Annotated in this window: 26 protein-coding genes and 3 pseudogenes; 19 read left to right on the top strand and 10 right to left on the bottom strand. The window is 41.6% G+C overall.

Annotation, left to right across the window (positions count from 1 at the left end):
* Positions 1–120 precede the first annotated feature (120 nt).
* From L2D08_RS10540 to L2D08_RS10575, 8 genes are all read left to right on the top strand, one after another.
* Positions 121–996, top strand: coding sequence for an SDR family oxidoreductase (locus tag L2D08_RS10540; protein ID WP_242233725.1), 876 nt, complete (start codon positions 121–123; stop codon positions 994–996).
* Positions 997–1,125: 129 nt separating this feature from the next.
* Positions 1,126–2,610 (top strand): alanine/glycine:cation symporter family protein, encoded by a 1,485-nt coding sequence (locus L2D08_RS10545; RefSeq protein ID WP_242233726.1) that lies wholly within the window; start codon positions 1,126–1,128, stop codon positions 2,608–2,610.
* Positions 2,611–2,756: 146 nt separating this feature from the next.
* On the top strand, positions 2,757–3,950 hold the full coding sequence (locus tag L2D08_RS10550) for an MFS transporter (protein ID WP_242233727.1): 1,194 nt from the start codon (positions 2,757–2,759) through the stop codon (positions 3,948–3,950).
* Positions 3,951–4,093: 143 nt separating this feature from the next.
* Positions 4,094–4,513, top strand: a complete 420-nt coding sequence (locus L2D08_RS10555; protein WP_242233728.1) for an Rrf2 family transcriptional regulator — start codon at positions 4,094–4,096, stop codon at positions 4,511–4,513.
* Between the two features lie 25 nt (positions 4,514–4,538).
* On the top strand, positions 4,539–4,856 hold the full coding sequence (locus L2D08_RS10560) for a hypothetical protein (RefSeq protein ID WP_242233729.1): 318 nt from the start codon (positions 4,539–4,541) through the stop codon (positions 4,854–4,856).
* Positions 4,857–4,911: 55 nt separating this feature from the next.
* Positions 4,912–6,015, top strand: a complete 1,104-nt coding sequence (locus L2D08_RS10565; RefSeq protein WP_242233730.1) for an NADH-dependent flavin oxidoreductase — start codon at positions 4,912–4,914, stop codon at positions 6,013–6,015.
* A gap of 19 nt (positions 6,016–6,034) precedes the next feature.
* On the top strand, positions 6,035–6,229 hold the full coding sequence (locus L2D08_RS10570; protein ID WP_242233731.1) for a tautomerase family protein: 195 nt from the start codon (positions 6,035–6,037) through the stop codon (positions 6,227–6,229).
* Between the two features lie 74 nt (positions 6,230–6,303).
* Positions 6,304–7,743, top strand: coding sequence for a DEAD/DEAH box helicase (locus tag L2D08_RS10575; protein WP_242233732.1), 1,440 nt, complete (start codon positions 6,304–6,306; stop codon positions 7,741–7,743).
* 47 nt (positions 7,744–7,790) lie between these two features.
* Here the strand turns inward: L2D08_RS10575 and L2D08_RS10580 are convergent.
* The 4 genes and pseudogenes from L2D08_RS10580 to L2D08_RS10595 all read right to left on the bottom strand — a co-directional run.
* Positions 7,791–8,039: pseudogene (locus tag L2D08_RS10580) on the bottom strand (Rieske 2Fe-2S domain-containing protein); the annotation flags it as partial.
* Positions 8,040–8,295: 256 nt separating this feature from the next.
* Positions 8,296–10,254: a methyl-accepting chemotaxis protein gene (locus L2D08_RS10585; protein ID WP_242233734.1), complete on the bottom strand. Its 1,959-nt coding sequence runs from the start codon at positions 10,252–10,254 to the stop codon at positions 8,296–8,298.
* 129 nt (positions 10,255–10,383) lie between these two features.
* Positions 10,384–10,965, bottom strand: a complete 582-nt coding sequence (locus tag L2D08_RS10590; RefSeq protein ID WP_242233735.1) for an HAD hydrolase-like protein — start codon at positions 10,963–10,965, stop codon at positions 10,384–10,386.
* 276 nt (positions 10,966–11,241) lie between these two features.
* A pseudogene (locus tag L2D08_RS10595) lies at positions 11,242–11,610 on the bottom strand (methyl-accepting chemotaxis protein); the annotation flags it as partial.
* A 344-nt stretch (positions 11,611–11,954) separates the two neighbouring features.
* Between L2D08_RS10595 and L2D08_RS10600 the strand changes: the two are divergent.
* The 5 genes from L2D08_RS10600 (at position 11,955) to L2D08_RS10620 (ending at position 15,723) form a co-directional block, all read left to right on the top strand.
* Positions 11,955–13,148, top strand: a complete 1,194-nt coding sequence (locus L2D08_RS10600; RefSeq protein WP_242233736.1) for an acetate kinase — start codon at positions 11,955–11,957, stop codon at positions 13,146–13,148.
* 146 nt (positions 13,149–13,294) lie between these two features.
* Positions 13,295–14,308 carry a tyrosine-type recombinase/integrase gene (locus L2D08_RS10605; protein ID WP_242233737.1) on the top strand — a complete coding sequence of 338 codons (1,014 nt, stop codon included), beginning with the start codon at positions 13,295–13,297 and terminating at the stop codon, positions 14,306–14,308.
* Positions 14,309–14,584: 276 nt separating this feature from the next.
* Positions 14,585–14,776 (top strand): hypothetical protein, encoded by a 192-nt coding sequence (locus L2D08_RS10610; RefSeq protein WP_242233738.1) that lies wholly within the window; start codon positions 14,585–14,587, stop codon positions 14,774–14,776.
* Positions 14,777–14,958: 182 nt separating this feature from the next.
* A complete protein-coding gene (locus tag L2D08_RS10615; RefSeq protein WP_242233739.1) occupies positions 14,959–15,402 on the top strand; it encodes a HEAT repeat domain-containing protein in 444 nt (147 codons plus the stop codon).
* Positions 15,403–15,471: 69 nt separating this feature from the next.
* A complete protein-coding gene (locus L2D08_RS10620; RefSeq protein ID WP_242233740.1) occupies positions 15,472–15,723 on the top strand; it encodes a hypothetical protein in 252 nt (83 codons plus the stop codon).
* A 32-nt stretch (positions 15,724–15,755) separates the two neighbouring features.
* Here L2D08_RS10620 and L2D08_RS10625 read toward each other — a convergent pair whose 3' ends face one another.
* A complete protein-coding gene (locus L2D08_RS10625) occupies positions 15,756–16,877 on the bottom strand; it encodes a tyrosine-type recombinase/integrase (RefSeq protein WP_242233741.1) in 1,122 nt (373 codons plus the stop codon).
* Between the two features lie 86 nt (positions 16,878–16,963).
* Here L2D08_RS10625 and L2D08_RS10630 point away from each other — a divergent pair.
* A protein-coding gene (locus L2D08_RS10630) for an IS3 family transposase (protein ID WP_242233742.1) occupies positions 16,964–18,084 on the top strand; the annotation gives its coding sequence in 2 pieces (ribosomal slippage) (positions 16,964–17,213 and positions 17,213–18,084; 1,122 coding nt in all).
* Positions 18,085–18,237: 153 nt separating this feature from the next.
* Positions 18,238–18,456, top strand: a complete 219-nt coding sequence (locus L2D08_RS10635; protein WP_242233743.1) for a hypothetical protein — start codon at positions 18,238–18,240, stop codon at positions 18,454–18,456.
* 128 nt (positions 18,457–18,584) lie between these two features.
* Here L2D08_RS10635 and L2D08_RS10640 read toward each other — a convergent pair whose 3' ends face one another.
* The 5 genes from L2D08_RS10640 to L2D08_RS10660 all read right to left on the bottom strand — a co-directional run bounded on the left by L2D08_RS10640 (position 18,585) and on the right by L2D08_RS10660 (position 22,123).
* Positions 18,585–18,857: a hypothetical protein gene (locus tag L2D08_RS10640; RefSeq protein ID WP_242233744.1), complete on the bottom strand. Its 273-nt coding sequence runs from the start codon at positions 18,855–18,857 to the stop codon at positions 18,585–18,587.
* Entirely contained in the window at positions 18,850–19,716 is an 867-nt protein-coding gene (locus tag L2D08_RS10645) for a PqqD family peptide modification chaperone (RefSeq protein WP_242233745.1), read from the bottom strand. Before L2D08_RS10645 ends, L2D08_RS10640 begins: the two co-directional genes overlap by 8 nt.
* A complete protein-coding gene (locus L2D08_RS10650; protein WP_242233746.1) occupies positions 19,716–21,104 on the bottom strand; it encodes a hypothetical protein in 1,389 nt (462 codons plus the stop codon). Before L2D08_RS10650 ends, L2D08_RS10645 begins: the two co-directional genes overlap by 1 nt.
* The gene (locus L2D08_RS10655; RefSeq protein ID WP_242233747.1) at positions 21,085–21,846 is read right to left on the bottom strand and encodes an ABC transporter ATP-binding protein; all 762 of its coding nucleotides are present in this window, start codon (positions 21,844–21,846) and stop codon (positions 21,085–21,087) included. Before L2D08_RS10655 ends, L2D08_RS10650 begins: the two co-directional genes overlap by 20 nt.
* A gap of 67 nt (positions 21,847–21,913) precedes the next feature.
* A complete protein-coding gene (locus tag L2D08_RS10660) occupies positions 21,914–22,123 on the bottom strand; it encodes a hypothetical protein (protein ID WP_242233748.1) in 210 nt (69 codons plus the stop codon).
* Between the two features lie 688 nt (positions 22,124–22,811).
* On the opposite strand from L2D08_RS10660, the gene L2D08_RS24470 reads away from it, so the two are divergent.
* The 4 genes and pseudogenes from L2D08_RS24470 (at position 22,812) to L2D08_RS10675 (ending at position 25,528) form a co-directional block, all read left to right on the top strand.
* The gene (locus L2D08_RS24470; RefSeq protein ID WP_375337576.1) at positions 22,812–22,892 is read left to right on the top strand and encodes a hypothetical protein; all 81 of its coding nucleotides are present in this window, start codon (positions 22,812–22,814) and stop codon (positions 22,890–22,892) included.
* A 64-nt stretch (positions 22,893–22,956) separates the two neighbouring features.
* Positions 22,957–23,049 (top strand): annotated as a pseudogene (locus L2D08_RS10665) (IS3 family transposase); the annotation flags it as partial.
* Positions 23,050–23,403: 354 nt separating this feature from the next.
* The gene (locus L2D08_RS10670; protein ID WP_242233749.1) at positions 23,404–23,832 is read left to right on the top strand and encodes a hypothetical protein; all 429 of its coding nucleotides are present in this window, start codon (positions 23,404–23,406) and stop codon (positions 23,830–23,832) included.
* Positions 23,833–24,136: 304 nt separating this feature from the next.
* Complete coding sequence (locus L2D08_RS10675; RefSeq protein ID WP_242233750.1) at positions 24,137–25,528, top strand: CAP domain-containing protein; 1,392 nt, start codon at positions 24,137–24,139, stop codon at positions 25,526–25,528.
* The last annotated feature ends 37 nt before the right edge of the window (positions 25,529–25,565 follow it).

Raw genomic sequence — 25,565 nt, forward strand, 5'->3', positions numbered from 1 at the left:
CTGAATTCATTATGTGCAAAATTCAACAAAAAATAAAAACGGGCGGCTTCCAGGCAATGTTTATTCTTTGTGAGCGGGGGAATACTTTTTCTGTAAAATAAAACGGATGGAGTGGATACCATGACGCAAGATAAATTTGAAAAAATGGATGAACAAACACCTCCGCAAACACAAAGTGAGCAGCCGGGTATCGAATCAGAGATGACGCCTGAGCCGCTGTATGATGACCCGAATTATAAAGGATCTGGAAAGCTCGCCGGAAAAGTCGCCTTGATCACAGGCGGCGATTCTGGAATCGGCCGCGCGGTAGCGGTTGCTTTTGCAAAAGAAGGAGCCAATGTCGCGATTGCCTACTTAAATGAAGAAAGCGACGCGAAAAAAACGGTCGACATCGTTGAATCGTATGGCGTAAAGGCGATGCACAAAGCAACAGACGTCAGCAAGGTGGAAAACTGCAGGCAGCTTGTGGAAGAGGTTGTGTCGGAGTTTGGCGGCTTAAACATTCTCGTAAACAATGCAGCCAAGCAATTTCCAACAAAGAACTTTTTAGAGATTTCGCCAGAGCAGCTGCAGGAAACGTTCCAGACGAACATTTTCTCGATGTTTTACATGTCACAGGCAGCCCTTCCGCATCTAACAGAAGGAGATGCCATCATTAATACATCGTCTGTAACGGCGTACCGGGGCTCACCAGAGCTGATTGACTATTCCTCAACTAAAGGAGCGATCACAACGTTTACCCGGTCGCTGTCAGCGAATTTGGTGGAAAAAGGAATCCGTGTAAACTCCGTTGCGCCAGGTCCAATTTGGACGCCGCTGATCCCGGCTACATTCGACGAAAAGAAAGTAGGAAAGCACGGAGACAGCACGCCGATGAAGCGCATGGGACAGCCATCGGAGAATGCACCGGCTTACGTATACCTTGCTTCAAATGATTCCACATACGTCACAGGACAAACGATTCACGTCAATGGTGGCGACTATATTAGTTCTTAAATCATAAAACCCCTGCTTTTAGCAGGGGTTTTTGTGTGAGGAAAGTTCACATTTCTATTGTGATTTTAGGTGAAAGCCTTTATTCTAAAAAAGTAATCTATTTTAAATATAGAAATGGAGAGATGATATTTGGAAGCATTCGTGACCTCGTTAAATGGTATTTTGTGGAGCAACCCGGTGATCTATGGACTTCTAGCTGTCGGTTTAATTTTTTCAATTTTAACAAGATTCTTGCAAGTTCGTCATTTCAAGGAAATGATTACTTTAATGTTTAGCGGAAAAAGCTCTGATGCGGGGGTTTCGTCTTTTCAAGCGATGTCTATCGCGCTGAGCGGCCGTGTCGGAACGGGAAACATTGCCGGAGTGGCATCCGCAATTTTCTACGGCGGTCCGGGTGCGGTTTTTTGGATGTGGGCTATTGCCTTTATCGGCGCGGCAAGCGCATTCGTAGAGTCTACACTGGCTCAAATTTACAAAACAAAACAGGATGGGCAGTATCGCGGGGGTCCCGCTTATTACATTGAAAAAGGCATGGGTGTAAAATGGTTCGCTGTGTTATTTGCCATTGCGGCCTTGATCGCCATGGCGATTTTAATGCCGGGTGTTCAATCCAACGCGATTGCCGGCGGTATGAAAAATGCTTTTAATATGAGTCCAACGGTTACAGGTCTTATTATTGTTCTTCTTCTTGCTTTTATTATTTTCGGCGGCGTGAAGCGCATTGCGAACGCTGCGCAAATCATCGTGCCGTTTATGGCTCTTGGCTATATTTTATTAGCTCTTATTATTGTAGCTATGAACATTACGGAGCTGCCAGCGGTTCTTTCTCTTATTTTCCGAAGTGCGTTTGGCATGGATCAAGTATTTGGCGGATTGCTCGGAATGGCGATTTCCTGGGGAGTAAAACGCGGCGTTTATTCAAATGAAGCAGGGCAGGGTACCGGGGCTCATCCGGCAGCAGCAGCAGAAGTATCCCATCCAGCCAAACAGGGGCTTGTGCAGGCATTTTCTGTTTATGTTGATACGCTTTTAGTTTGTTCTGCAACAGCGTTTATGATTCTCATGACAGGCATGTATAACACGCAGGCAGAAGATGGTTCGTTTTTAGCTCAAAACCTGCCGGCCCAGGAAATCGGACCTGGATTTACACAGGCAGCCATTGACACCGTGTTTCCTGGATTTGGATCTGGATTTATAGCAGTGGCCCTATTCTTTTTCGCTTTTACGACGATTATGGCGTATTATTACATTGCCGAAACCAATATTTTTTACTTGATGCGCGGCCGGACAAGCATGACGGCGATCAACAGTTTACGTATCCTTTTACTTCTTACAACATTCTACGGCGCCACGAATGAATCAACGCTTGCCTGGGCATTTGGCGATGCGGGACTTGGCATCATGGTATGGCTGAATGTGATCGCCATCGTGATCCTGGCTAAACCGGCGCTTCTTGCATTAAAAGATTACGAAGCCCAGAAAAAGCAGGGCAAGGACCCGGTATTTGATCCAAGACCACTTGGCATTAAAAACGCAGATTTCTGGGAAAATGAATATAACCAGAATGACGGAGACTTGAATACACCACCTGTTCAAAAAACAAGCGGCCCCTAAAAGGGCTGCTTTTTTGTGTGTGGATGGAAGAAATGATGCACGTGGAAGCGGTGCAATAAAAGTTTGATTCCCTCTGTTTAAATATATTTCCGTTTGGGGAGCAATTTGCTAAAATGAGCAAGGGTGAACAAAAGGAGGTTTTTTACATGACTGGTGATCAGCGGAAAAAGTTAGTCATTTTGATGATTAATATGTTTATCGCTATTGGCAGCTTCGGTATCATTATTCCTATTTTGCCTGCGTATTTGGACTCCATTAACGAAGGAGGAATGGCTGCCGGGCTAATGATTGCGATTTTTGCGGGTGCGCAGCTTATTTTTTCACCGATTGCCGGTAAGTGGGCGGATGATTACGGCCGACGGAGGATGATTATATATGGTTTGTTCGGACTTGCGCTTTCCATGTTTGTGTTTTATTTCTTTAATTCAATTTGGATGCTGTACGCCTCGCGTGTGATCGGCGGAATCGGTGCAGCCCTATTGGTGCCGGCTATCTTCGCGTATGTGGCGGATATTACGTCGTTTGACCAGCGGGCGAAAGGCAACAGCTTGATTTCAGCCGCCATGTCATTCGGGATCGTGGTCGGCCCTGGTATCGGCGGCTTTCTCGCGGATTTCGGCTTAAAAGCCCCGTTTTTGATTTCTGCGGTTGTCGCTTTGTTTGCGGTTTTGTTCTCCGTTGTGCTCCTAAAAGAACCGGAGCGGCCGGAACAGCCGGCCGCAGCACACCATCCGGCTGAGGAGCCGATGATGAAAAAGCTGGCCCGCTCGGTGACCATGCCATATTTCATTCCGCTTGTGATCACGCTCGTGATGAGTTTTGGCTTAATGGCGTATGAGTCAGTGCTTGGCTTGTTTGTCGACGATGAATTTGGCGCTACACCGCAGGATATTGCCCTTATGGTGACGTCTACCGGCATTGTCAGCGTACTTGTTCAGCTGTTTGTGGTCGACCGTATTGTAAGCAGGTATGGAGAAGGAAAAGTGTTGAATCTGTTTTTGGCCGTTGCCGCTCTTGGCTTTTTCATTTCCTTGTTTGCGGGAAATTACTGGCTGTTTTTCGGCATTTCGCTTCTTATATTTTGTGCCACATCGATTTTGCGCCCGGTGCTCAATACGCTTATTTCCAAAATGGCAGGCTCGGAGCAGGGGTTTGCGATGGGGATGAACAACATGTATATGTCGATTGGAAATGTGCTCGGCCCAACCTGCGCTGGACTTTTATATGATGTGAATATCTTCTTCCCGTTTATGCTCGGTTTGGTGCTGCTTGGACTGGCGCTCATGATTACAATCATCTGGCAAAAGCGGTCTGTGAAACAAAATGTGCTGTCTTCTTAATAAGAAGGCAGCTTTTTTTGTCGGAAAAAGGCGATGAAACATGGATTGACAATCCATCATTCCTGTTGTAAAATCACTTCCATTGACTTTTGGAACTGTAACAAATAAAATTACAGTATGTTTTCAGAAAGGGGAACGCACGGTTGGATAGCAATTTTACCATCGCCGTTCACAGTCTCGTGTATCTGGCTTATCTGCCGGGGCATATGGCTTCAAGCGAGGCGATCGCTCATAATGTAGCGACCAATCCTGTCCGCATCCGCAAAGTGATGAGTGCGCTGCGCAACGAAGGACTTGTGAAAACAAAAGAAGGTGTCCGGGGAGGATACATGCTCGGCGAAGATCCAGGGAAGATTACATTAGGGCACATATATGAGGCAATTGCGCGCGGGGCCCTGCAGCCAGACTGGCAAACAGGCGATCCAAAATGCGGATGTCCGATTTCCTCTAACACGCAAAGTGTAATGGACCTTATTTTCAAAGAAGCGGAAGATTCATACGCATCCTTTCTGAACCAATTTACGGTTGCGTCTGTTTTGCTTCAAATCAAAGCAGATAAATGACCGGTTGAAACAGGGAAGTGGAAAAATGGGGAACAAAGTACAATTTCATGTCGGTGACTGGGTACAAGGCGAAACGTGGGATAAACAGAGAATCTACGGATATGTCATAAAAATAGAAAACCCGGAAGACATTACAAAAGTGTATATTGTTGAATCTGTTAACAAAGAATTAGAAGGACGAATGATTCGTGTTCTGTCCAAGTCTCTTCAGCTCGTGCCGGAACAGGAACCAGCGGAAGCAGCGCTTGAACAGCTGATTGATATAGCACTTTTAACAAAGGATGAAGAATGGTTTGGGCAGCTGCTGAAACAGCTGCAGGAACTGCGAACGCAATATTCATAACAGAAACAGCTCTCTGCTTTAGCGGAGAGCTAATTTTATCAAAGGAGCTTTTAAAATGAAATCAAAATATGCATCTTTATTCGAAACCATGACATTGCGCAGCGGTCTTCACTTGAAAAATAAGATCGTGATGGCTCCAATGACGAACTTTTCATCGAACGAGGACGGCACTGTTACGGATGCGGAAATTGCTTATTACGCGCGCCGCTCAAAAGGAGTGTCAGCCGTTATTACAGCTTGTACATATGTAACACCAAACGGAAAAGGATTCGAGGGAGAGTTTGCTGCTGACCGGGATGAAATGATTCCAAGCCTTGCGCGTCTTGCCTCTGCGATCAAAGACGAAGGCGCTAAAGCCATTTTACAAATTTTCCACGGAGGCCGCCAGGTGCCGCCTCATTTAGTGGATGGAGACGTAGTCAGCGCCAGCAGCGTACCGGCTGAAGCAGAAGGAAGCCCTGTGCCGCGCGAATTATCTGCCGCGGAAGTAGAAGAAATCATTGCTGCTTTCGGGGAAACAACCCGCCGGGCAGTGGAAGCCGGCTTTGACGGCGTAGAAATTCACGGCGCAAACGGCTACTTGATTCAGCAGTTTTTCTCTCCTCACTCAAACCGCCGGGAAGACCGGTGGGGAGAACGCCTCGCGTTTCCGCTTGCCGTTGTAGATGCGGTGAAGCAAGCCGCTGCAAAAGCAGACCGCCCGTTTGCGGTCGGCTACCGCTTTTCACCGGAAGAGCCGGAAACACCGGGGATCACAATGGCAGATACGCTTGAACTGATTGATGCTTTAAAAGAAAAAGAACTCGATTATCTGCACGTATCCCTAATGGAATTTTGGTCCGAGCCGAGACGGGGCGTCGATGATACGCGCACACGTCTTGAAATCATTAAGGAGCGTGCTGGGGATGCCGTGCCGGTTATCGGTGTCGGTTCGGTTTACACAGCAGATGATGCAGTGAAAGCACTCGGAACGGGTGTGGATTTAATTGCGATCGGCCGCGGGCTTATTATTGAGCCGGACTGGGTACAAAAAGTAGAGAGCGGACAGGAAGAATCCATTGCCGTGAAGCTCGATAAAGAAGCGCAGGAACAGCTTGTGGTGCCAGATCCGCTCTGGAAGGCGATTATTCATACACCAGGCTGGTTCCCGGGCGTTTAAGAGAAAGGGTGACCTTTACATGCCGTTTATTACCGTAAAAGTGTTAGAAGGAAAAACACCTGAACAAAAACGTGATCTTGTCCAGCGGATGACTGCAGCTGTCAAAGAATCATTCGATGTAGACGCGGATAAAGTATTCATCTTTTTTGAAGACTTAAAGCCGGAGGATTACGGCAAGCAAGGCGAATTGCAATCGTTTAAAGAGGAAAAATAATCGGGCAGCCCGGAGTGATCCGGGCTGTTTTTCTGCATAATAAGCAGAATACCAAACAAAAAAGAGGAGTCATTATGACCGAAACATTTCAATCATTTTCATTAAACAAAGATATTATGCGGGCACTTGATACACTTGGCTATCACGATCCCACCCCGGTTCAGGCCGCTGTAATCCCGGAAGCTCTTAAAGGAGCGGACTTGATTGTCAAGTCACAGACCGGAAGCGGCAAAACGGCTTCTTTTGCGATTCCGCTCGTTCAGCTGACCGAATGGGAGGAAAACAAGCCGCAGGCGCTTGTGCTGACACCGACACGGGAGCTGGCTGTTCAGGTGAAAGAAGACATTACCAATATCGGCCGGTTTAAACGGACAAAAGCAGCTGCGGTGTACGGGAAATCTCCATTTGCCCGTCAGAAGCTGGAGCTTAAGCAGAAAACGCATATTGTGGTTGGAACACCGGGCCGTGTGCTCGACCATATGGAAAAAGGGACGCTCGATACCGGCAGCATCCGTTTTCTCGTCATTGATGAGGCGGATGAAATGCTCAATATGGGCTTTATCGAGCAAGTTTCATCGATTATTGAGCGCCTTCCGGCGGAGCGCGTCACGATGCTGTTTTCCGCTACATTTCCGGAAGACATTGTCCGCCTGGCAGACACCTATATGAAAGCGCCCAAGCGGATTGAAATGGCGCAGGAAACCGCTGCCCCGTCGATTACCCATGAGCTTATTCAGGTGGCGGAAGAAGAAAAAACGCGCGTGCTGCAAAACGTGCTGACTGTGGAAAATCCGGACAGCGCCATTCTTTTTTGCCGGACACAGGAGCGGGTGGAAGCGCTGTTTGACGCGCTTGATGCCGCTGGAATATCTTCAGGGATGCTGCACGGAGGGATGGCGCAGGAAGACCGGTTTATCGTGATGAATAAATTTAAACGGGCGGATTTCCGCTACTTGTGCGCGACAGATGTTGCCGCCAGGGGCATTGATGTCGAACATATTCCGCTTGTGATCCATTTTGACGTGCCGATGGAGAAGGAAGCGTATGTGCACCGTACCGGCCGTACCGGCCGCGCCGGACATACCGGGAAAGCCATTGCGCTCATGGCGCCATTTGAAGAAAAATTCATTGAACCGATTGAAGAATTAATTGGGTTTTCTTTGAAGCGGGTGGATCAGCCGTCCCAGGAAGCAGTAAGGGAAGCAAAGCCTTCCTTCACAGCCAAAATGGCCCAGCGCCCTGAACGGAAAAGGGATAAGGGAGAGCGTTTAAACAAAGACATTATGAAGCTGTACTTTAACGGCGGCAAAAAGAAAAAGCTGCGGGCGGTTGACTTTGTCGGCACCATTTCAAATCTCCCGGGTATCGAAGCGGCTGATATCGGCATTATTACGATTCAGGACAACGTTACGTATGTGGAGATTTTAAATGGAAAAGGGCCGGATGTGCTGCGGGCGATGAAAACAACGACCGTTAAAGGAAAGCAGCTGAAAGTGCAAAAAGCAAGAAGCTGACCCCGGGCCGATCATAACTGAAAGTCTCTGCTGTTTATTCATGGCTATTAAGTCATGATGATGGCGGAAAACCCAAAAGCACGCCCGGTAATAAGCCGGGCGTGCTTTTTTAAATGACCACAAAAAACGTGTTCTTCGTTTACAAGCACTTCAACTGTTTTCACCTGGCCGGTACCAGGCGCTTCCACTGAACCGGTATCAGGGTTGATTTTTTCATCGTGAAGCGGGCAGGGCAAATAGGGGCCGCTTACCATACCGGCTGAGAGGGGGCACTGCCCGGCTGGACACAAATTGGCAACCGCCCTCCATCACCCAGTTTAAACACGGCATGCAAGCGGCCTCAGGCTTCGGCTTTTTTGCCGGGCTGCAGTGGAAAATCATCAGCCTGGCCTATACAAGCAGATCCATTCATATGAATGGGCTCCTTCTGATTCGAATCATTGCTTTTTCATTTGTTCATTTTCGACAATGGCCTTCCACAGTTCCGCCAAAAAGGAAGGAGGGCCTGTCATATAAAAAAGCACCGCCCGGAGGGGCGGTGCTGAGCATCTATTAAACAGTAAACTTACGGACAACCTGCTGCAGTTCTTCTGCCATGACAGACAGGGATTTCGCGGCAGTATTCACTTCCTCTAAAGAAGCAAGCTGCTCCTGTGTCGCGGCTGCCACTTGTTCCGCGCCCGAGGCATTGTTTTGCGCCACATCCGAAACGGAATGAACGGAGGATGTCAGCTGGTTCACGATGGCGGCTACCTGGGCAGCAATGGATGCTACATCCTGCACGTGCGGGGCAATTTGCTCCATGCCACTTAAAATGCCGCTAAACTTTTCGGAAGTATCATCCGACAGGGAAATGCCGGTTTTGACGCTTTGAGACGCCTGGCTCATCAGCTCAACCGAACGCTGTGTATCTTTTTGAATAACATTAATTAATCCGGCAATTTGTCCGGCAGAAGCCTGTGACTGCTCAGCCAGCTTTCTTACTTCACCGGCTACAACAGAAAAGCCTTTGCCGTGCTCGCCGGCGCGGGCTGCTTCAATGGCTGCATTAAGAGCCAGCAGGTTCGTTTGATCGGCAATCGAAGAAATCACATCAATGATGGTATTGATTTCGGCTGACCGCCCGCTTAACGATTTAATCATTTCATCAGACGCCTCTACATGCTCTTGAATCTCGTTCATTTGTGCTACTGTGCGGCGGACGGATTCTTCTCCTTCAGCGGCATGGGACATCGTATCCGCTGCAGATGCAGCCATGATGCCGGCACTGTCTACAATTTTTCCGGCACCCACACGCAGTTCTTCCATATCATTTACAATGGTCGCAATCGCGCTTGTCTGCTGGTCGGCTCCGGCAGCTACTTTTTGAATCGAACCGGCCACATGGCCGGTTGCAGCGGTTGTTTCATCTGCAGAGGCAGTTAACTCTTCCGAAGCCGCTGCCACCTGTTCTGTGTTGCGGTCTACCTGGCCAATAAGCTCACGCAAATTCTGTGCCATCAAGCTGAATGCACGTGATAAATCACCAATCTCATCCCTGCGGCGGCCCGCTTCAACCGCCTGGGTTAGATCGCCCCGGCTCAATGTATCAGCGCTTCGTTTTAATGAGTGAAGCGGCCGCGTAATAGAGCGGATAATGGCCCACACAAGCGCAGCGCCCGCAATCAGGGACAGAAGAATGGTAAGCGCTGTTTTCCGTAAAATCGGCTTGGCCGCTTCTGTTATTTCACTTGAATACATGGTACCGCCGATTTTCCAGCCAGTCGCTTCATTTGTCAGAAAGGTCATAAACTTGCTGTCATGATCGAGTGTGTAATCAAACGAGCCTGATTGGGTATCGTACAGCCGGTCGTAAAGGGCGTCTGTTGCTTCCGTTCCAAATTCTTCGGTTGGATGAACGATAAAATGGCGTTCACCGTCAAGCAGGATGGCATAGCCTTCCTTGCCCACTTTGATCGGGTCTGTCATGGCGGTAATAGAATCCAGTGTTAAATTGATCCCGATTACACCGCTTTTGTCGGCTGTCTGGCGGGCAACCGTCACGACATTTGAACCGGATGAAGAAACATAAGGAGGCGTAATGACTGTTTCACCGTTTGCTTCAACCGCCTGCTTGTACCAGGGACGGTCTCTCGGATCATAATCGGCTGCGAGTTTCTGGCGCGGCTCCTGGATCATGATGCCGTTTGTAGTGCCGACATAAATGCTGACTGCTTCCGGATGAAGCTTCGCATATTGATCAAGGCGAAGACGAAGAGCCGGACTTTCTTCTCCTTGAATCGATTTAGCGGTTACAAAACTGCTGTACATTTCTGCATCATGTGCTTTCTTTCCGATTTGGTCGGTAATGAGCCGGTCAAGCGAGGAGATATTTTCATTGGCGGAGTCCATCATCTGCTGCTTGATTTCATTTTTCGCGCTGTTGTATGCGGAAAAGCCGATCAAAAGGGAAGGAATCAGCAGGACGGCTAGAAATGAAAGAATCAGTTTTTTGCGTATAGTCCATTTCATGATGTTGCTCCTTTTTATGTGATGCTATTATTTTAGCGTTTAAATACAGGGAATCAATCCTTTTTTATGAAAAAAATGAGTCTTTATTAACAAATTAAAAAACGGACCTATGTCTTAGGTCCGTTTTTTTTATTTTGTGATTTTTTGGAAGAAAGAGTCGTCATAGACGTTCAAATGAACATCGGCTTCGATATCTTCATTTTGAAAAGCGGCAGTTTTCATGCCGGCTTCCCGCGCAGGAATCAAGTCGAGTGAACGATCGCCGATCGCCCAGTCGAGCCCGTATTTTTCATGCAGATATTTATAAGCGGCGGCATCCGGCTTGCGCGGGAATCCGTCTTCCTCCGGGCTGATAATTTCGGTGAAGTACTCGAGCAGGCCAAACTTTGTTAACAGGTTTTTCGTTGATTCTTTCGTCCGGTGAGTCACAATCACATTTACTTCCGCGGCAGCAAGCACGCGGTCAATTCCCTCGAAAGGAAAGCAGGCCGACTCTGCCTGTTTATGATCCAGCTCCGCAAACATGGCACGAAAATCGTCTGAAATGCCAAAATGCGCAAAAGCAAGCTTTGAATTTTTTTTCAGCCAGCGAAGGGCTTCATCCCGGTCAACAGGCGTGCCGTGTGCCGCTTCGTGAACCGCTGCAAAGCTGGCCAGAATAGCCGGGTATGTATCGAAAATGGTTCCGTCTAAATCCCAAAGTAGTCTCATGTTGTCATTCTCCTTTTTTCTTTCGTATAAAACGGGTAAGCACCCTTGCCATTTTGCTTTACCGCATACATGGCCGGGTCTGCTTTTTAAATCAGCTGCTCCAGTTTTTCGCCCATTTGTCGTTTTCAAACGAAAAAAGGCATACATAATAAATGGCCCTTATAAACAAAATAAAAACAAGGTATCGCTTACTCAACTAGCTATCCCCTATTTCAAGCAGTGTATCTCATATTTTATCACAAAAAAGAACCGCTCTGATGGGCGGTTCTATAAAATTTAAAATGATTCCGTAACACTGTTTAAAGTGGCAGCCGAGCCTGCTGCTTGCTTGGAGGCCCGCTGAATCACGTCGAAAAACTGCTGCATTTTGCGGTCGATGTCTATATTTTGTTTTTTCGTATCGCTGATGAGGGAAAGAAGAGTGGAAAAATCCTCATCCGTTTTGGCCATGGCAGAAATGCCTTTTTTTACAACCTGGTTGACGGCGCCGGCGGATTCGCTCATCTGCCGGATTAAATCATCTGTTTTCGTCATATGAGCAGAGATATTTACCGTTGGCTTTTTTGTTTGGTCAGACAGCTTGCGGATTTCTCCGGCGGCCACCGCAAACCCTTTTCCATGTTCACCGGCACGGGCTGCTTCAATTTTGATTTCACCGGATGTATGTATAAAAAGCGCATCAGGTTCTTTTTTAGAAGAGCGAGAAAATCCAAACAAAAGCATCGCTCCTTTTTCAGTGTTTATTTGATGGGAGCAGTGTATATGCGTTTTATCGGGAAAACCATATTTTTAAAAATAATTTGGCGTATTTTTACACGAAGTACAGAAAATTAAACAGGAAAAAGCGGATTCGAAACACGAAGCAGATTTGTCAGAAAATACTTATTTTTGGATGTAAACGGTTTATTAAGGAAGAGTACTTGCTATTTTGTTCGGAACGCGTTATCTCTATATAGAGAGATAAATTGTTCGACACTTAGGAGGATATAATGTCTAAAGTAATTGCGATTAACGCAGGAAGTTCATCATTAAAATTTCAGCTTTTTGAAATGCCGCAAGAGACGGTACTGACAAAAGGCCTTGTGGAAAGAATTGGTTTGCAGGATTCTGTTTTCTCTATTACAAAGCCAGACGGTACAACAGACACAGAAGTAACGGATATTCCGGATCATTCTGTTGCCGTACAAATGCTTTTGTCAAAACTTGTATCACACGGCATCGTGTCGTCACTTGACGAAATTGACGGTATCGGCCATCGTGTCGTGCACGGCGGCGAAAAATTCAGCGACTCTGCTTTGATCGATGACGCAACTTTAGCGCAAATCGAAGAATTGTCTGAACTTGCACCGCTTCATAACCCGGCGAACGTAACAGGTATTCGCGCGTTTCAAGCGGTATTGCCAAACGTGCCGGCTGTAGCGGTATTTGATACAGCATTCCACCAAACAATGCCTGAGAAATCATTCCTATACAGCCTGCCGTACGAATATTACAAAGAATACGGCATCCGGAAATATGGCTTCCACGGTACGTCTCACAAATACGTATCTGAGCGTGCTGCAGCGCTGCTTGGCCGTCCAATCGACCAGCTTCGCTTAATTTCCTGCCACCTTGGAAATGGCGCCAGCATCGCTGCCATTGAAGGCGGAAAATCTATTGACACATCTATGGGCTTCACGCCGCTTGCCGGTGTAGCAATGGGAACACGCTCCGGAAACATCGACCCGGCCCTGATTCCATTTATCATGGAGAAAACAGGCCAGACAGCGGACGAAGTACTGGATATCTTAAACAAAAAAAGCGGTATGCTTGGCGTTTCTGGTGTATCAAGCGACCTTCGTGACTTGTCTAAAGCGGCAGAAGAAGGCAACGAGCGTGCAATCACAGCACTTGAAGTATTTGCAAGCCGTATTCACAAATACATCGGTTCATACGCAGCTCGTATGTCTGGCGTAGATGCGATTATTTTCACTGCCGGTATCGGTGAAAACGATATTGCTTCTCGCGCCCGCATTTTGAACGGCCTCGAGTTTATGGGCGTTTATTGGGATCCAGCACTGAACAATACACGCGGTAAAGAGCAGTTTATCAGCTACCCGCACTCGCCAGTTAAAGTCATCGTTATTCCAACAAACGAAGAAGTCATGATTGCCCGTGACGTATCTCGTCTGGCTGGCGTATAAGGCGTTATATCAACGTTTTTGGCTGGTTGATGGTGAGCGAATTATCCATTTAAATAAAACATTTTGGGTCATCAGCAACCATAACTGATTTTGACCCTTTACCCTCTTAGATGTGTGAATTTTAACACGGAAAAGAGGGTTTTTTTATGGCCAGAAGAAAAACAAAAATTCAAAGTGGATTGTCTGTTGAGAAAGCACGGGAAATTGTGATAAGAGTAAAGAAAATGGAGGGACTATCAAAACATACAATTGAGAATTATAACAAGTTATTCAATGACTTGGAGCGGTGTTTTGCTAAAAATAAATATATGGAGAATTTCTCAATCAGCGATGCAAGAAGGTTTTTGGAATGGCAGCTAACTGAAAAACAGCAATTTCAAGGAGTAAGATGGGGAAGAGAGAAAAAGATAGGTGTTTCCGTCAGTTCTGCAAATTCATACTTGCGGCTGGCGAAAGGAGCATTTTCAACACTCATTAATGAAGGACACCTTGAAGAAAATCCTTTTATGGAAATTAAAAATATTAAATTTCAGAAAAAGCAGGTTGAAACTTTGACTGAGGAGGAAATACAGAAAATATTGAAATCACTTGACCATTCTTGGTTCGCTGATTTTAGATCAGCAGTTTTAATTCATGTGCTGCTCGATTCGTTTGGGAGAATAGGAGAAGTTTTAGCATTAAAGAAGCAAGATATTGACTTTCAAAACGGCTCAATAACCTTTAATGAAACAAAAAACAGCTTGTTTAGAATTGTGCCAGTAACAAAAAAGACATTGAACCTTTTAGAAAAGTTAATTGAAGAATGTGATGACTGGGAAAGTGAATACATTTTTCTGACACATGCAGGCAATAAACTAGGTACAGATTCAGCAAGAAAGCATATTCATGAAATTGCAAGGCGGGCAGGAATTAACAGGAGAATACATCCACACATTTTCCGGCATACAAGTAATATAATGTTTCTCAAAAACGGCGGTTCTATTCGAATTTTACAGAAAATCCTCGGACATGCTGATATAAAAACAACTCTGATTTATTCACATGTACTTGACGACACAATTAAGGAACAACATGAAAAATTCAGTCCTATAAGACATTTAAACGATGGAAGAAAGCAAAAAACACGAACTTCACAAACCGAATTCAAAAGGAGAACGTAAAGGCTTCACATTCTGTGTGAATTCTCCCTGTAATAAGTTTTAAAGTCGTAGTCGCTACCTTTTGCTTATTATATGGCAGCAGGAGAACTAAATAATTATGCAGGGCGGGTTGTATCTGTTTACGAAGATATAGAGGAGTTAAAACAAACAGCGAAAAAAGCCGGGGATCCTGACTTTTATAAACTCCGCCTTCAAAAGCAAGCCGGTTATTTCCCCACTAATCGTTTGCTGGATGATATACTAGATGAATGGTTTTAGAAAGGGGTTCACCGGCTTATGAAATATTTAAAACCACAGATGAAACAGCTTGTTAAAGAAAATGAAGAATTGCAGCTTCGTTTAAAAGAACTGATGAAGGAACACAACCTTGAAAAAAACTTTGCTCTTAAAGCACTGTACCATGCAGAAGTAGCGGACGGCGGAAAGTTTCAGTTTGCTTACCAAGCCCTTGACTTGCCAAAAAGGTAAGTCATTTTTTCATTCAAGGGGCTTGGCTTATCAGCAGTGCTGGTCATACGGCAGACTGAATGAGTTCAGTTGAGCCAAAAAGGTATGTACTTGATTAAATCATGGTACAATAGCTGTTGAAGCAAGGTTGTTTGTTTTTATCTTGACTAAAAAGATGCTTAATCAAAAGGAGATCGGATCGTTTGAATTATAAAGAAGTAAAAAGTGAGCTGCCCCCAAATTTTAAGGAATTAAAAAAGTCGGCCGACCGGACGTCTAACTGGAGAGAACGTTTAGATGCGGTGGAAGAGCTGGGCCAGTGGAAAAACGACCAAACCATTAAGCTGTTAAAGCGGATTATGGCCGCCGATACAGTATATAAAGTACAAGAAGCGGCGTTCCGACAGCTGAAAAAGCTAGGGGAAAACGTTCAAATGCCACCGCAGAAAAAAAGCGGTGCGATAAAAGATGTAAATAAGATTTTGCTGCGCATTAAGAAAAGTTTGCCGGAAGGCCACACATTTAAAGAATTTGAAGAAAAATTGAAAAAGATGCGGCTTGATGTATACGATACGTATGAAGGCGAAAAAGGAGCAGACTTTGACAAGTGGCTTCAAGAAACATGGGTATCGCTGCCGGCTAGGTAAGCTCCATTGAATAAGAGCTGAATAAAACAAAAACATGAGTTTTTTAATTTAGCTAAAGACCATAGAGAATTGAGCTATGGTCTTTTTCCTGATTATCCGGGTATTGTTCCCACTCCTGCAAAACCGGGCTGTCTTTTCCCGTTTGCCGGTTTCATCCCTCTTTTTGCACCAGTAGGAATCATGCTGGGAGAGCGCTACCTTGACAGGGTAGAGGTCGCTGGTTCGAACCCAGTAGGAATCATCAATGTTCAAAGCCGTAAGTTCTTGGTATTCAAGAGTTTACGGCTTTTTTATTTATTCTCTTGTAGCGGTTTTGCTTAATTGGTCACATATTTGGTCACAAGGACAAGAAATTAACCGTTAAACAATTTATTTGCTAGACGATTTGATGCTTCTTGCTGCATGTTAGGCAAAACATGCGAGTAGGTATCCAATGTGATTTTTACGCTGCTATGACCTAACCGCTCGGATATTAGTTTAATGTTTTCTCCTTGCTGTAACATTAGACTTGCGTGTGTATGTCTTAAATCATGAAAACGGATTTTGGGAAGGTCCGATTTCTCAAGCAAGTTATAAAATGACCTGAGTAGATTTCTTGGGTTAATAGGCTTGCCGTTGGATGAACAGATTACAAGGTCGTTATCCGTATAAGCGATACCAAGCTTCAATTTGCACTCTGCTACCTGCTTTTTCTGCTTCTTAAGAGCGGAAAGGGTGAACGCATCCAAACCAACGGAGCGGCTTCCAGCCTTACTCTTAGCACCTTCTTTGAATCCTTTCCCATCGTGAGTAAGGGTCTGCCTTACATAGAGGCATTCATTCGCAAAATCTACATCCCGCCAACGCAACCCTAAAACCTCACCCTGCCGCATACCTGTTGTTACTGCAAGCAGGAAAGCAACATAATAAGGGCTAGACATGGCACTATCAAGAAATGAAGATACTTCATCCCATTTCCAAATAACGGTTTCTTTTGCAACAACCTTTGGCTTCTCAATAGTGGATGCAGGATTCTTCTTGATAAGTTCCGTTTTAGCAGCCGCATTAAGAGAAGCATTCACGACATTATATATCCGCTTAATAGTCGACTCCGACAACTCCTTGCTTCTAAGGTCTCCTACAAAGCTTTGGATATGAATAGGTGTTAGTGACGAGAGCGGTACCTGTCCTAGTGAAGGAGAGATATGGCTCTTTAAGTAGGATTGATATGCTTTTAGAGTTTGGATACTCATTTCATGCGCCTTAATACCGATCCAAAAGTACATATAGTCACTATAGGCTTGCTTTGATGGTTCAATATAAGACCCTTCATTCAATTCGTTTAGAAGCGCCGTTAAAGCCTTCTCCGCTTCCTTCTTTGTTTTAAATCCCCGCTTCTTTTTTTGCTTTCTTTTGCCTGTTATTAAATCCTTACCAATATCAATTACAAAATCCCATTTACCTGTTTGCTTGTTCTTTTTAATGCTTCCTTTCATCTCAAAGAGTGGAGCGTCTACACTTATCTGGACAGAAAAATTAAGGTCACGCACACTTGACCTAAAACAGATGAGGAGCTCCAACTATGACAAAGCGAGAACGCCGCACATTTACAGCTGAGTTCAAAAAGCAAATGGTGCAGCTGTACCAGAATGGAAAAACGAAACGAGCCATTATTGATGAATACGATCTGACTCCGTCATCTCTTGACCGGTGGATCAACCAGGATGAAACCTCCGCTTCTTTTAAAGAGAAAGATAACCGGTCTCCTGAACAGCAGGAACTTTTGGAACTTCGTAAGGAGCTAAAGCAGCTTAGGATGGAAAATGATATTTTAAAGCAAGCAGCGCTGATCATGGGACGAAAGTAAATGTCATCAAGCGAAACAAAGACAAATACTCGGTATCAGCAATGTGCAGCGTCCTGCAAATCTCACGTAGTACGTACTATTATGAGGCCAAAGAACGTCAGTCAGAAGACGACGTAACAGGCGCTGTCATAAAGATCTTCGAACAAAACCGAAGTGCCTACGGCACGCGTAAGATCAAAGTGGAACTGCATAAACGTGGATTTACAGTTTCCAGACGGCGTATTGGCCGCATCATGAAGGAACAAGGGCTTGTTTCTTCCTATACAATGGCACAGTTCAAACCACAGAAAACTCCCTGCAATGAATCAGCCCAGGCAAATGAATTGAAACGTGAGTTTCGACAGACAGAAGCAAAAAAAGTAGTCGTCAGTGATTTAACATACGTCAAAGTCAAAAACAAATGGCATTACGTATGTATCTTTGTCGATCTCTTTAACCGCGAAATTATTGGCTTCAGCACGGGATCAAACAAAGACGCAAGCCTTGTCGCACGGGCTTTTTCTTCCATTCAAGGTGATCTGCGAGACATCCAGATGTTTCATACCGACCGTGGCAGCGAGTTTAAAAATCAGCTAATCGACGAGACATTAGCCGCCTTCCAGATTGGGCGCTCTTTAAGCATGAAAGGCTGTCCATACGATAATGCCGTGGCGGAAGCCACATTTAAAATTATCAAAACAGAGTTTGTCAGCCAAATGAAGTTTGATAGCCTAGAGCAACTTACGCTTGAATTCAGTGATTATGTTAACTGGTTTAACAAGCTGCGAATTCATGGAACACTGGGCTATGTAAGCCCAATTGAATACAAGCAATCGTCCCTTAAAAAGGTTGTATGATTTAGTGTTGACAATCCACATTATAAAATCCAAAACGTAAGAGAGCTTCAATGCAAAATAAAAATAGAGGCTTAATCCAAATAAAAAGGAACGCTGCTTAATTCAGCGTTCCTTTTTATTTTATTCAAAAGCGAAAAAACAAGGAGGAGCAGGATGCACTTTATTGTGAAAGCTGCCATGATTGAACGAAAATTTTGCTGCAAAATGAAGACGGATGCTATCTTTTTTACAGGCAAAGGATTTGAAAACTATCTTCATCATGTGACGGATAAAACACTCTATATCAAAACAAGCAAAGGGAAGGCGCCGCTTCCGCTTGCAAGAAAATTAACGAGTGTGTCATTACATGATGTAATGAATACGTTTTTATAAAAATGCAGATTTGAGTACAACATAAGATAATGATTTTAACTTTCAACTAGAATCAATTCTTAAAAAGAAAAAGACCGGGATACATCCCGGCGATATTATTGTAAACCGCCCATTATCAATGTTTCTGGTCATTTAGCTTTCTTGCGTACAACTTGAATCCCTAATAGTATTAGAGAGGTTAACAAGCCTGCAAACAAAGGAATTGTTACAATTCCTATACCTTGTTCAGTGGTAACCACATTTCCTTCTTCATAATAGCCTTTTAAGTAGAATAGCCCACTTCCGACTTTTTCATTGAGCTCTAAATCAAGTTGATTTATATAGACCATAACAATAGTAAGTACCACAATTGCTGTAGTGAAAAATGAATTGACGAATAGTTTAACAGATTGTTTAGTCATTTTTTAAGCTCCTTCCTTTTATAAGTGTAGATAAAGAAACCCTAATATTCTTCCCATCTACAGATAATAATGTGAGAATATTAGCAACCCAAATTACCGATGCATAAAGAATATCCTGATTTCCAGTAATTATACCTGCCCTATACAAAAATAAACCGATTAGGAAAGGAAACAATGGTCCTGCTAATGAGACAAATATAGATTTCAAAGGAGAAGTTTGTCTTCTATATATACCTATTGTAAATCTGTCCTTACCTATAAATGATAGCTTTCTGCTTTCGTCGACTGTATATAAAGCTAACGCATGAAAAAATTCATGTGTAGCTATAGCCAAAAATATATTAAGGGTAAAAACTAATGCTTTACCGTAGTCGATAAGGGGAGAAGATACAAAAAATGTATACATTATTAGAAATAATATAGGATGGATAATTAGCAATTTGACAATAAAATAGATATATAAGAAAAACGGAGAACGAAATTTTTCCGGAATGTCATATCGTCTTCTAGTGTTAAGTAAGTGAAAAATTCTATTGAGCTGGAGCGTGTAAATAAATACAAATAACATTTTAAATCTGTTTTTATAATCTTTTTTAATTATATTTAGTAAGTGATTTTCATTTAAATTTTCAAATAATGTTATAACATCGTTAGCAGCTTCATTATAAGGAATATCGTAAGTTTTCGAAATCTTTTTTGAAATGGCATCTATATTTCTCTTTCCATCTACCTCCTTTAGCATATTAATTACTGTTTCATTACATGAAATTTCATCTTCAGTAGCCATGTCCTCAATTGTATTCTTTTTAAGAAGAAGTTTTGAAGGAAGATAGGGAATGTCTGTAGGAAATAAGATCATTAATCGGTCACATCCTTAAGTGCCTTAGAATATCCTACTACGAAAATATAAGTTATTAAACTCACTAAAAATAACGAAACAAGATCTGTAACTATTTGTGATAAATCTAATAAATTTAAAAGTTCTATAGAGATTAGATATACCACTAATCCTAAAATACCTACAAGCATTTTTGAATTTTCAATAAACCTTTCTAAAATCAGATTAAGCATAAACATTATTGACGTAAAAAAGAGTATTTGTGTATTCAATGAAAACAATTGTTCATATGATACAGATACGCCTAAAAATTTCAAAATGATAATACTTACGTTAAAAGTTATACCATTTAAGAGAAAGATGAAAAAAACCTTTTGTTTTATTAAAACTAAATAATCTACATAAATATTCCTAAGTGCTCTCACTGTTTCTTTATCGTACATAACTATTCCACTAAGTTGGGAACCTAGACATATAATTAAAAACTGAAAATGAGCATTCGCATCTTCGGCTAAGAAAAAAATATAAGATATGAATGTTAATAAGATTCCTAAAGCTATACTAAAAATAAATGCTTTTGCTACTTGTAAATTTCTAATCAGTTGAGCTGAAAGCAATGCCATGCCATTGAAAGGCAAGATATTAAGAAGGTTACGATTCATATGGCTTTTATGTACTTTCATAACAAAATAATATGGTGGCGTTCTAAAAATGATCATTTCAATTAAAAAATAGATCATGAAAAAACTAACTGAAAAAAGTACTAAAAAAACATTTTCATTTTGAAAGACATATCTTAATAGCCAGCTAACGGGACTAATAAACAGAAATTTTTCTTGCGTGAATAACAAAATATAGATACATGAAAATAGAAACACAGTAAGAATTTCTAAAATATAGCCATTTTTTTTCTGGGAAAAAACTTTTTCAAGAAGTTTTTTTACAAAGAAGGTTATTAGTATGTTATTAATTATCAACAACAGAAACGATATTATGAAACACCAATACTGTGATAAATTATTAAAAACAAGTCGGACAGCGTACAGAACCCCAATTGATTCAAATATAAAAAAGAAAACAATAATAATAAGGTTAGGTAAATAATAAGCACGGTTAATATCTTGGTTACTCAATGGAAGGTGAATTAATGATTTTAAATTCTGTTCTTTGTCCATGTACAAAAAGAGCAATGTACCCATTACTGCAGCGGCACCTGTTATTGAAACCAATGATTTTGTAATCATTACTTCGTTGATAATACTTTCTTTTAATACGTTAGAAAACTGAGTATAAATGGATATTTGAATTATGAACATTAATAAAAGGATACCAATTATAATATTTCTATCAATGTTTTTAATTTTTCTAGATATTGATCGGATAGATATTTTATAGATTTGAAACCACATTATGTACACGACTCCTCAACTCATTAACTTCTTTCGAATAAACTGTTGAATATAGGCTATGTAACGAACCGTATTGTTGTTCACACATTTGCTTGGAAATAGATAAAATAATTTTCCCATCTTTTACAATACTTATTTCATCTCCTATTTCTTCCGCAATAGCTAAATCATGAGTTGATATCATAATGGCTTTTCCCTTATTTCTTAGCTCTTTCAATAAGTCTTTTAAAATTGCTATCATCGTTGGATCAAGTCCAGCAATAGGTTCATCTAACACTAGTAAATCTGGATTATGAACTAAGGATAGAATTAGCTGAACTTTTTTTCTCATTCCTCTAGAAAAATGATTTACTAAAGTGTCTCCCTCTTTTAAATCCATTAATAACATTAGGTTTTTTGCAGTTGTTAATGCCTTTTCTTTATCTACCTTATAACAATTAAGAACAAAGTTAAGAATTTCATTTGGTGTAAGATACTCTAACAACGTTTCATCATCAGGAACGTAACCAATTTCTTTTTTGTAATCAAATTCTCCAAAAAAAAGTTCTTTTCCTTTCCAAAGAATCTGTCCGCTATCTACCGGATAGTAACTCAGAACAGACTTAATTATAGAAGTTTTCCCAGCGCCATTTTCTCCAATAAGGATATGTATCTTTCCAGGTGAGATTTTTAAATTAATATCTTTAAGTCCTTTAGAGCTATTGAATTTTTTACAAACGTCTTTAAGTTCTAATAAAATCATAGTTCACCTTCTCACCTTATTTCTAAGTAATTAGGATTGGGGGATATAACACTTCATTTTGATGGAGTTACTTGTAGCAGCTTACTTTCCAAACTGCTCCAAATACATAATTTGATACCTTGGCCATTCCACCTTGCTTCTCACATTTATTGATTGCATCTTTCATCGCATATTGACTGTAAGCCCAAACTACGAATAGCAGGATAGCTTGCCACCACTCATCTCTTTCTAAATCTTGTTTTTTTTCTAAGGAAATTAAAGGCTTAACATATTCCATATTTTACGCCTCCTAAATTTATTTTTTCAAACACTTGACTTCCCAGCTACTTCCAAAGAACTTAGAAGTAACTTCTGGAACTCCTCCAGAGCGCTCGCAACTAGCAACTGCTTGTTGCATAGCATGGTTATTATAGACTCGTAAAACAAATATAACGACTGGAATCTGCCACCATTCATCTCTTGTTAACTGATTCTGGCGTGGAGCAATAGAAGGTTTAGTGTACATTTATAATCCTTTCTTTGAAGCGTGTCATATCCCCTAATCCTTGTTGTTCATCATGAAACAACATCCTAACTATAGTACATATGGGTTTTTTATGCAATACTGAAAAATAAAGGTAAAATCTCGAATTAAAAATATTGGTATAAGAATACCTCATTATCTAACAAATTCGAGAATGCATACTTTGATACAATTTAAAATCATGGATGGGTTAGCAGGATCTTTGATGTTGTTTTTTCATACGCCATTCCTCTTCTATTGAAAAAGTATTTCAACATATACTTTTAACAGATTCTCCACAACACTCTTAGCAACTTCGCTTAATTTGAGCGTGACATGATCGTTTCTCGAACTGGTGAGGGAAGAAAAAGAGCCATGAAGAACGGCAAAAAATTGGGGCGTAAGGGGCAGCCGGCAATATCAGGCAGCCCTTAAATTATTTGAATCAAAAGGAGAACGAGGAATGACTGTTTCGGATATATCTAAAATAACAGGTGTACCTAGATCTACTATTTATGCTGAATATAACAAATCAAAAAAATAAATAATTAACTTTTATTAAAAACACCTGTTATCTGATAGAACACCTTAAGTAGGAAATCGCCTACTACACCGAGTACTACAATAAAAAGCGTATTAAGGCAAAATTAAAGGGCATAAGCCCGGTACAATACTGGACTCATGCCCAACAAGCTGCCTAATGATACATTGTTCGATCCAATAAGAGAGGAGATTAATGGCTTATTATTTAATTTAAAGTACAAGTATCTTATAATGATAAAATATCTAGATATATCCAAAATGGAGACATTGGTAAACATACAGAAAAACTACAGGGGATTATTGACATTAAAGGTTCGGCTTTTGAAAAAGAAAATGATCAAAAGTTTTCACATTTAGGGATTGCTATATTTGATTTTATTAGCAAGTTGCCACCTGTATCTATTAATGATAAATTTTCGTCTTTAACCTTAAGGGTTAGGGAAATACGAGATGAACTTAGTGAATTTATACAGAGCGCAAGTAATCTTGAAACCAACCAATGGAAACCTTTCATGGGGATAGCTGAGGATTCTAAATGGTCAAGTCCTTATATTATACCAATACCAGAAGACAAAGAATTTTATGAAGAAGCGAGAGGGCGAGGGGCAATCATCAAAATGCCCAGGTCTGACAATGAGGAAATGAAAGCCGAAATAGCGGGTTTAGGGTTACTATCTTTCAAAAGAAAAAACTTGTTAAATGAGAAAATCATATTAAATCAACGAGACATTGAACGCGCGCAAAATCAATTAAACAAGTGCCAGGAAATACAAACAGAAAGGGCACGTGAGCGGAGCAAGTTAAAGGAACATCATTATTGGCAATTTTTAAAACAGTTTGAAAAAGATTTTCGGGAATTTAAAAAATCTATGATAAAGCAATATGATATATTTTCTAAAGAATTAGCTGTAATAAATAAAAATGTAGAGCAATCCAATTAAGGGATTGCTTTTTTTGCTGATATATAATGAAATGAGTCACCTGAGAAAAGTTAGGAAAATTGATATGGTCTTTACCTAATCCATCCAGATTGGCTAAAGAGCAGCCGTCATTCGAGCTAGATTAATCCAATTAGAAGTATATAAAACGCCTTTTTGAGTCTGATGATCCGAGAAGGCGTTTTTCTGAGAATGAAAGAATACATTGTAAACTTTTGATTTATTTAGTAATAATATCCTTATTTAATGGTAAATTAGTAGTGTGTATATTGTATTAACAAGATAAAAAGAATAATGGAGGTGCAGTATGAAAGTGCTAAAAATGCTAATGAGCTTACTCCTAACACTCTGTATAGGATTAACAGGGGTAACGGTGGGTTCTGCACAAACAACTGACTATCTGGAATGGCCGGAAAAAACAAGCATTGATCCTAATCATGACTGGACAATTAAATGGAATCAGGAACTAGATGCAAACACTGTAAATAACAACAATATCTATGTCCAACACGATCTAGACAAAGTGGAAGGCGTAAAAGTATCGTTAAATGCAGATAAAAAATCCATTAAGGTAGAAGCGCCAGAAGAGGGATACAGCCCGGAAGAATCTTATTACTTATTCGTGGAGAAATCGGTCAAGTCATTAAAAGGCAAAGAATTAATGCAGCCAATCAAAATGAAGTTTACTACAAAACATGTGATTTCATCTTTACATTCCAAGGAAGAAATTATTCAAAAGTGGAATGAGTATAAGCCCACATTTGAAGGGAATCCGTATATCGAAACGCCAAGCATCAGCTCACCTTACTCACCTGGCTCCTTAAAACCTGCTTTCTTAGAAGATGGTTTAAACATGGCTAATTTCGTCCGTTATTTAACAGGGCTGCCTGATAATTTAGTGTTAGATGAAGCACTAAATGAACAAGCCCAATATGGTGCGGTTCTTACAGCAGCCAATGGTTACTTGAGTCACTTTCCTGAAAAACCTGAGGATATGCCTGAAGGCTTTTACAATATTGGTTATCAAGCTACAAGTACAAGTAATTTACATTATGCCTTTACTAGCTCTAATTTACATTTCAATTCCAAACAAACAGACTTTATCGAGAGTGGAACACTTGCCTATTCTGTAAAGAGTTATATGGATGATCATGGTACTTCTAATTTACAGAGTGTGGGACATCGCAGGTGGATACTTAGTCCACAGCTAAAAAACATAGGATTTGGCTACGCAACTAAACCTAGTTCTCAATACAGCGGCTATACACAAGCGTTTACTCCCATGAAAGTATTTGATAAAAGCGGCCCGCCCGCTACTTCGACATACACAACATGGCCAAGTGCCGGTTATTTCCCTGTTCAATTCTTTGACGATCCTGCAACTCCGTGGTCCATCCATTTGAATTACAATGAATTCTTAGATCCAATTATTGATTACAATGGTGAAGTAACGGTAGAACTAGTTAGAAAAAATGATGGTAAGAAATGGACTTTTAATGATTTGGATAAAGGTGAAAAGTTTTTTAACGTGGATACTTCGGGGTACGGGGATAGTTTTGGTGTTATCTTTAAGCCTGATAATATCACAAGTTACAATGAAGGGGAGGTTTTTTCCATTAAGGTATCCGGGTTACGGGATATAAACAATTTACCAGTGACTATTAATTATGAAGTGGAATTGTTTGATATTTTACACTAATTATTAAAAGTCTTAACAAAAGGGAATCCAAGTAAAT

Source organism: Domibacillus sp. PGB-M46 (genome assembly GCF_022668875.1).
GTDB lineage: Bacteria > Bacillota > Bacilli > Bacillales > Domibacillaceae > Domibacillus.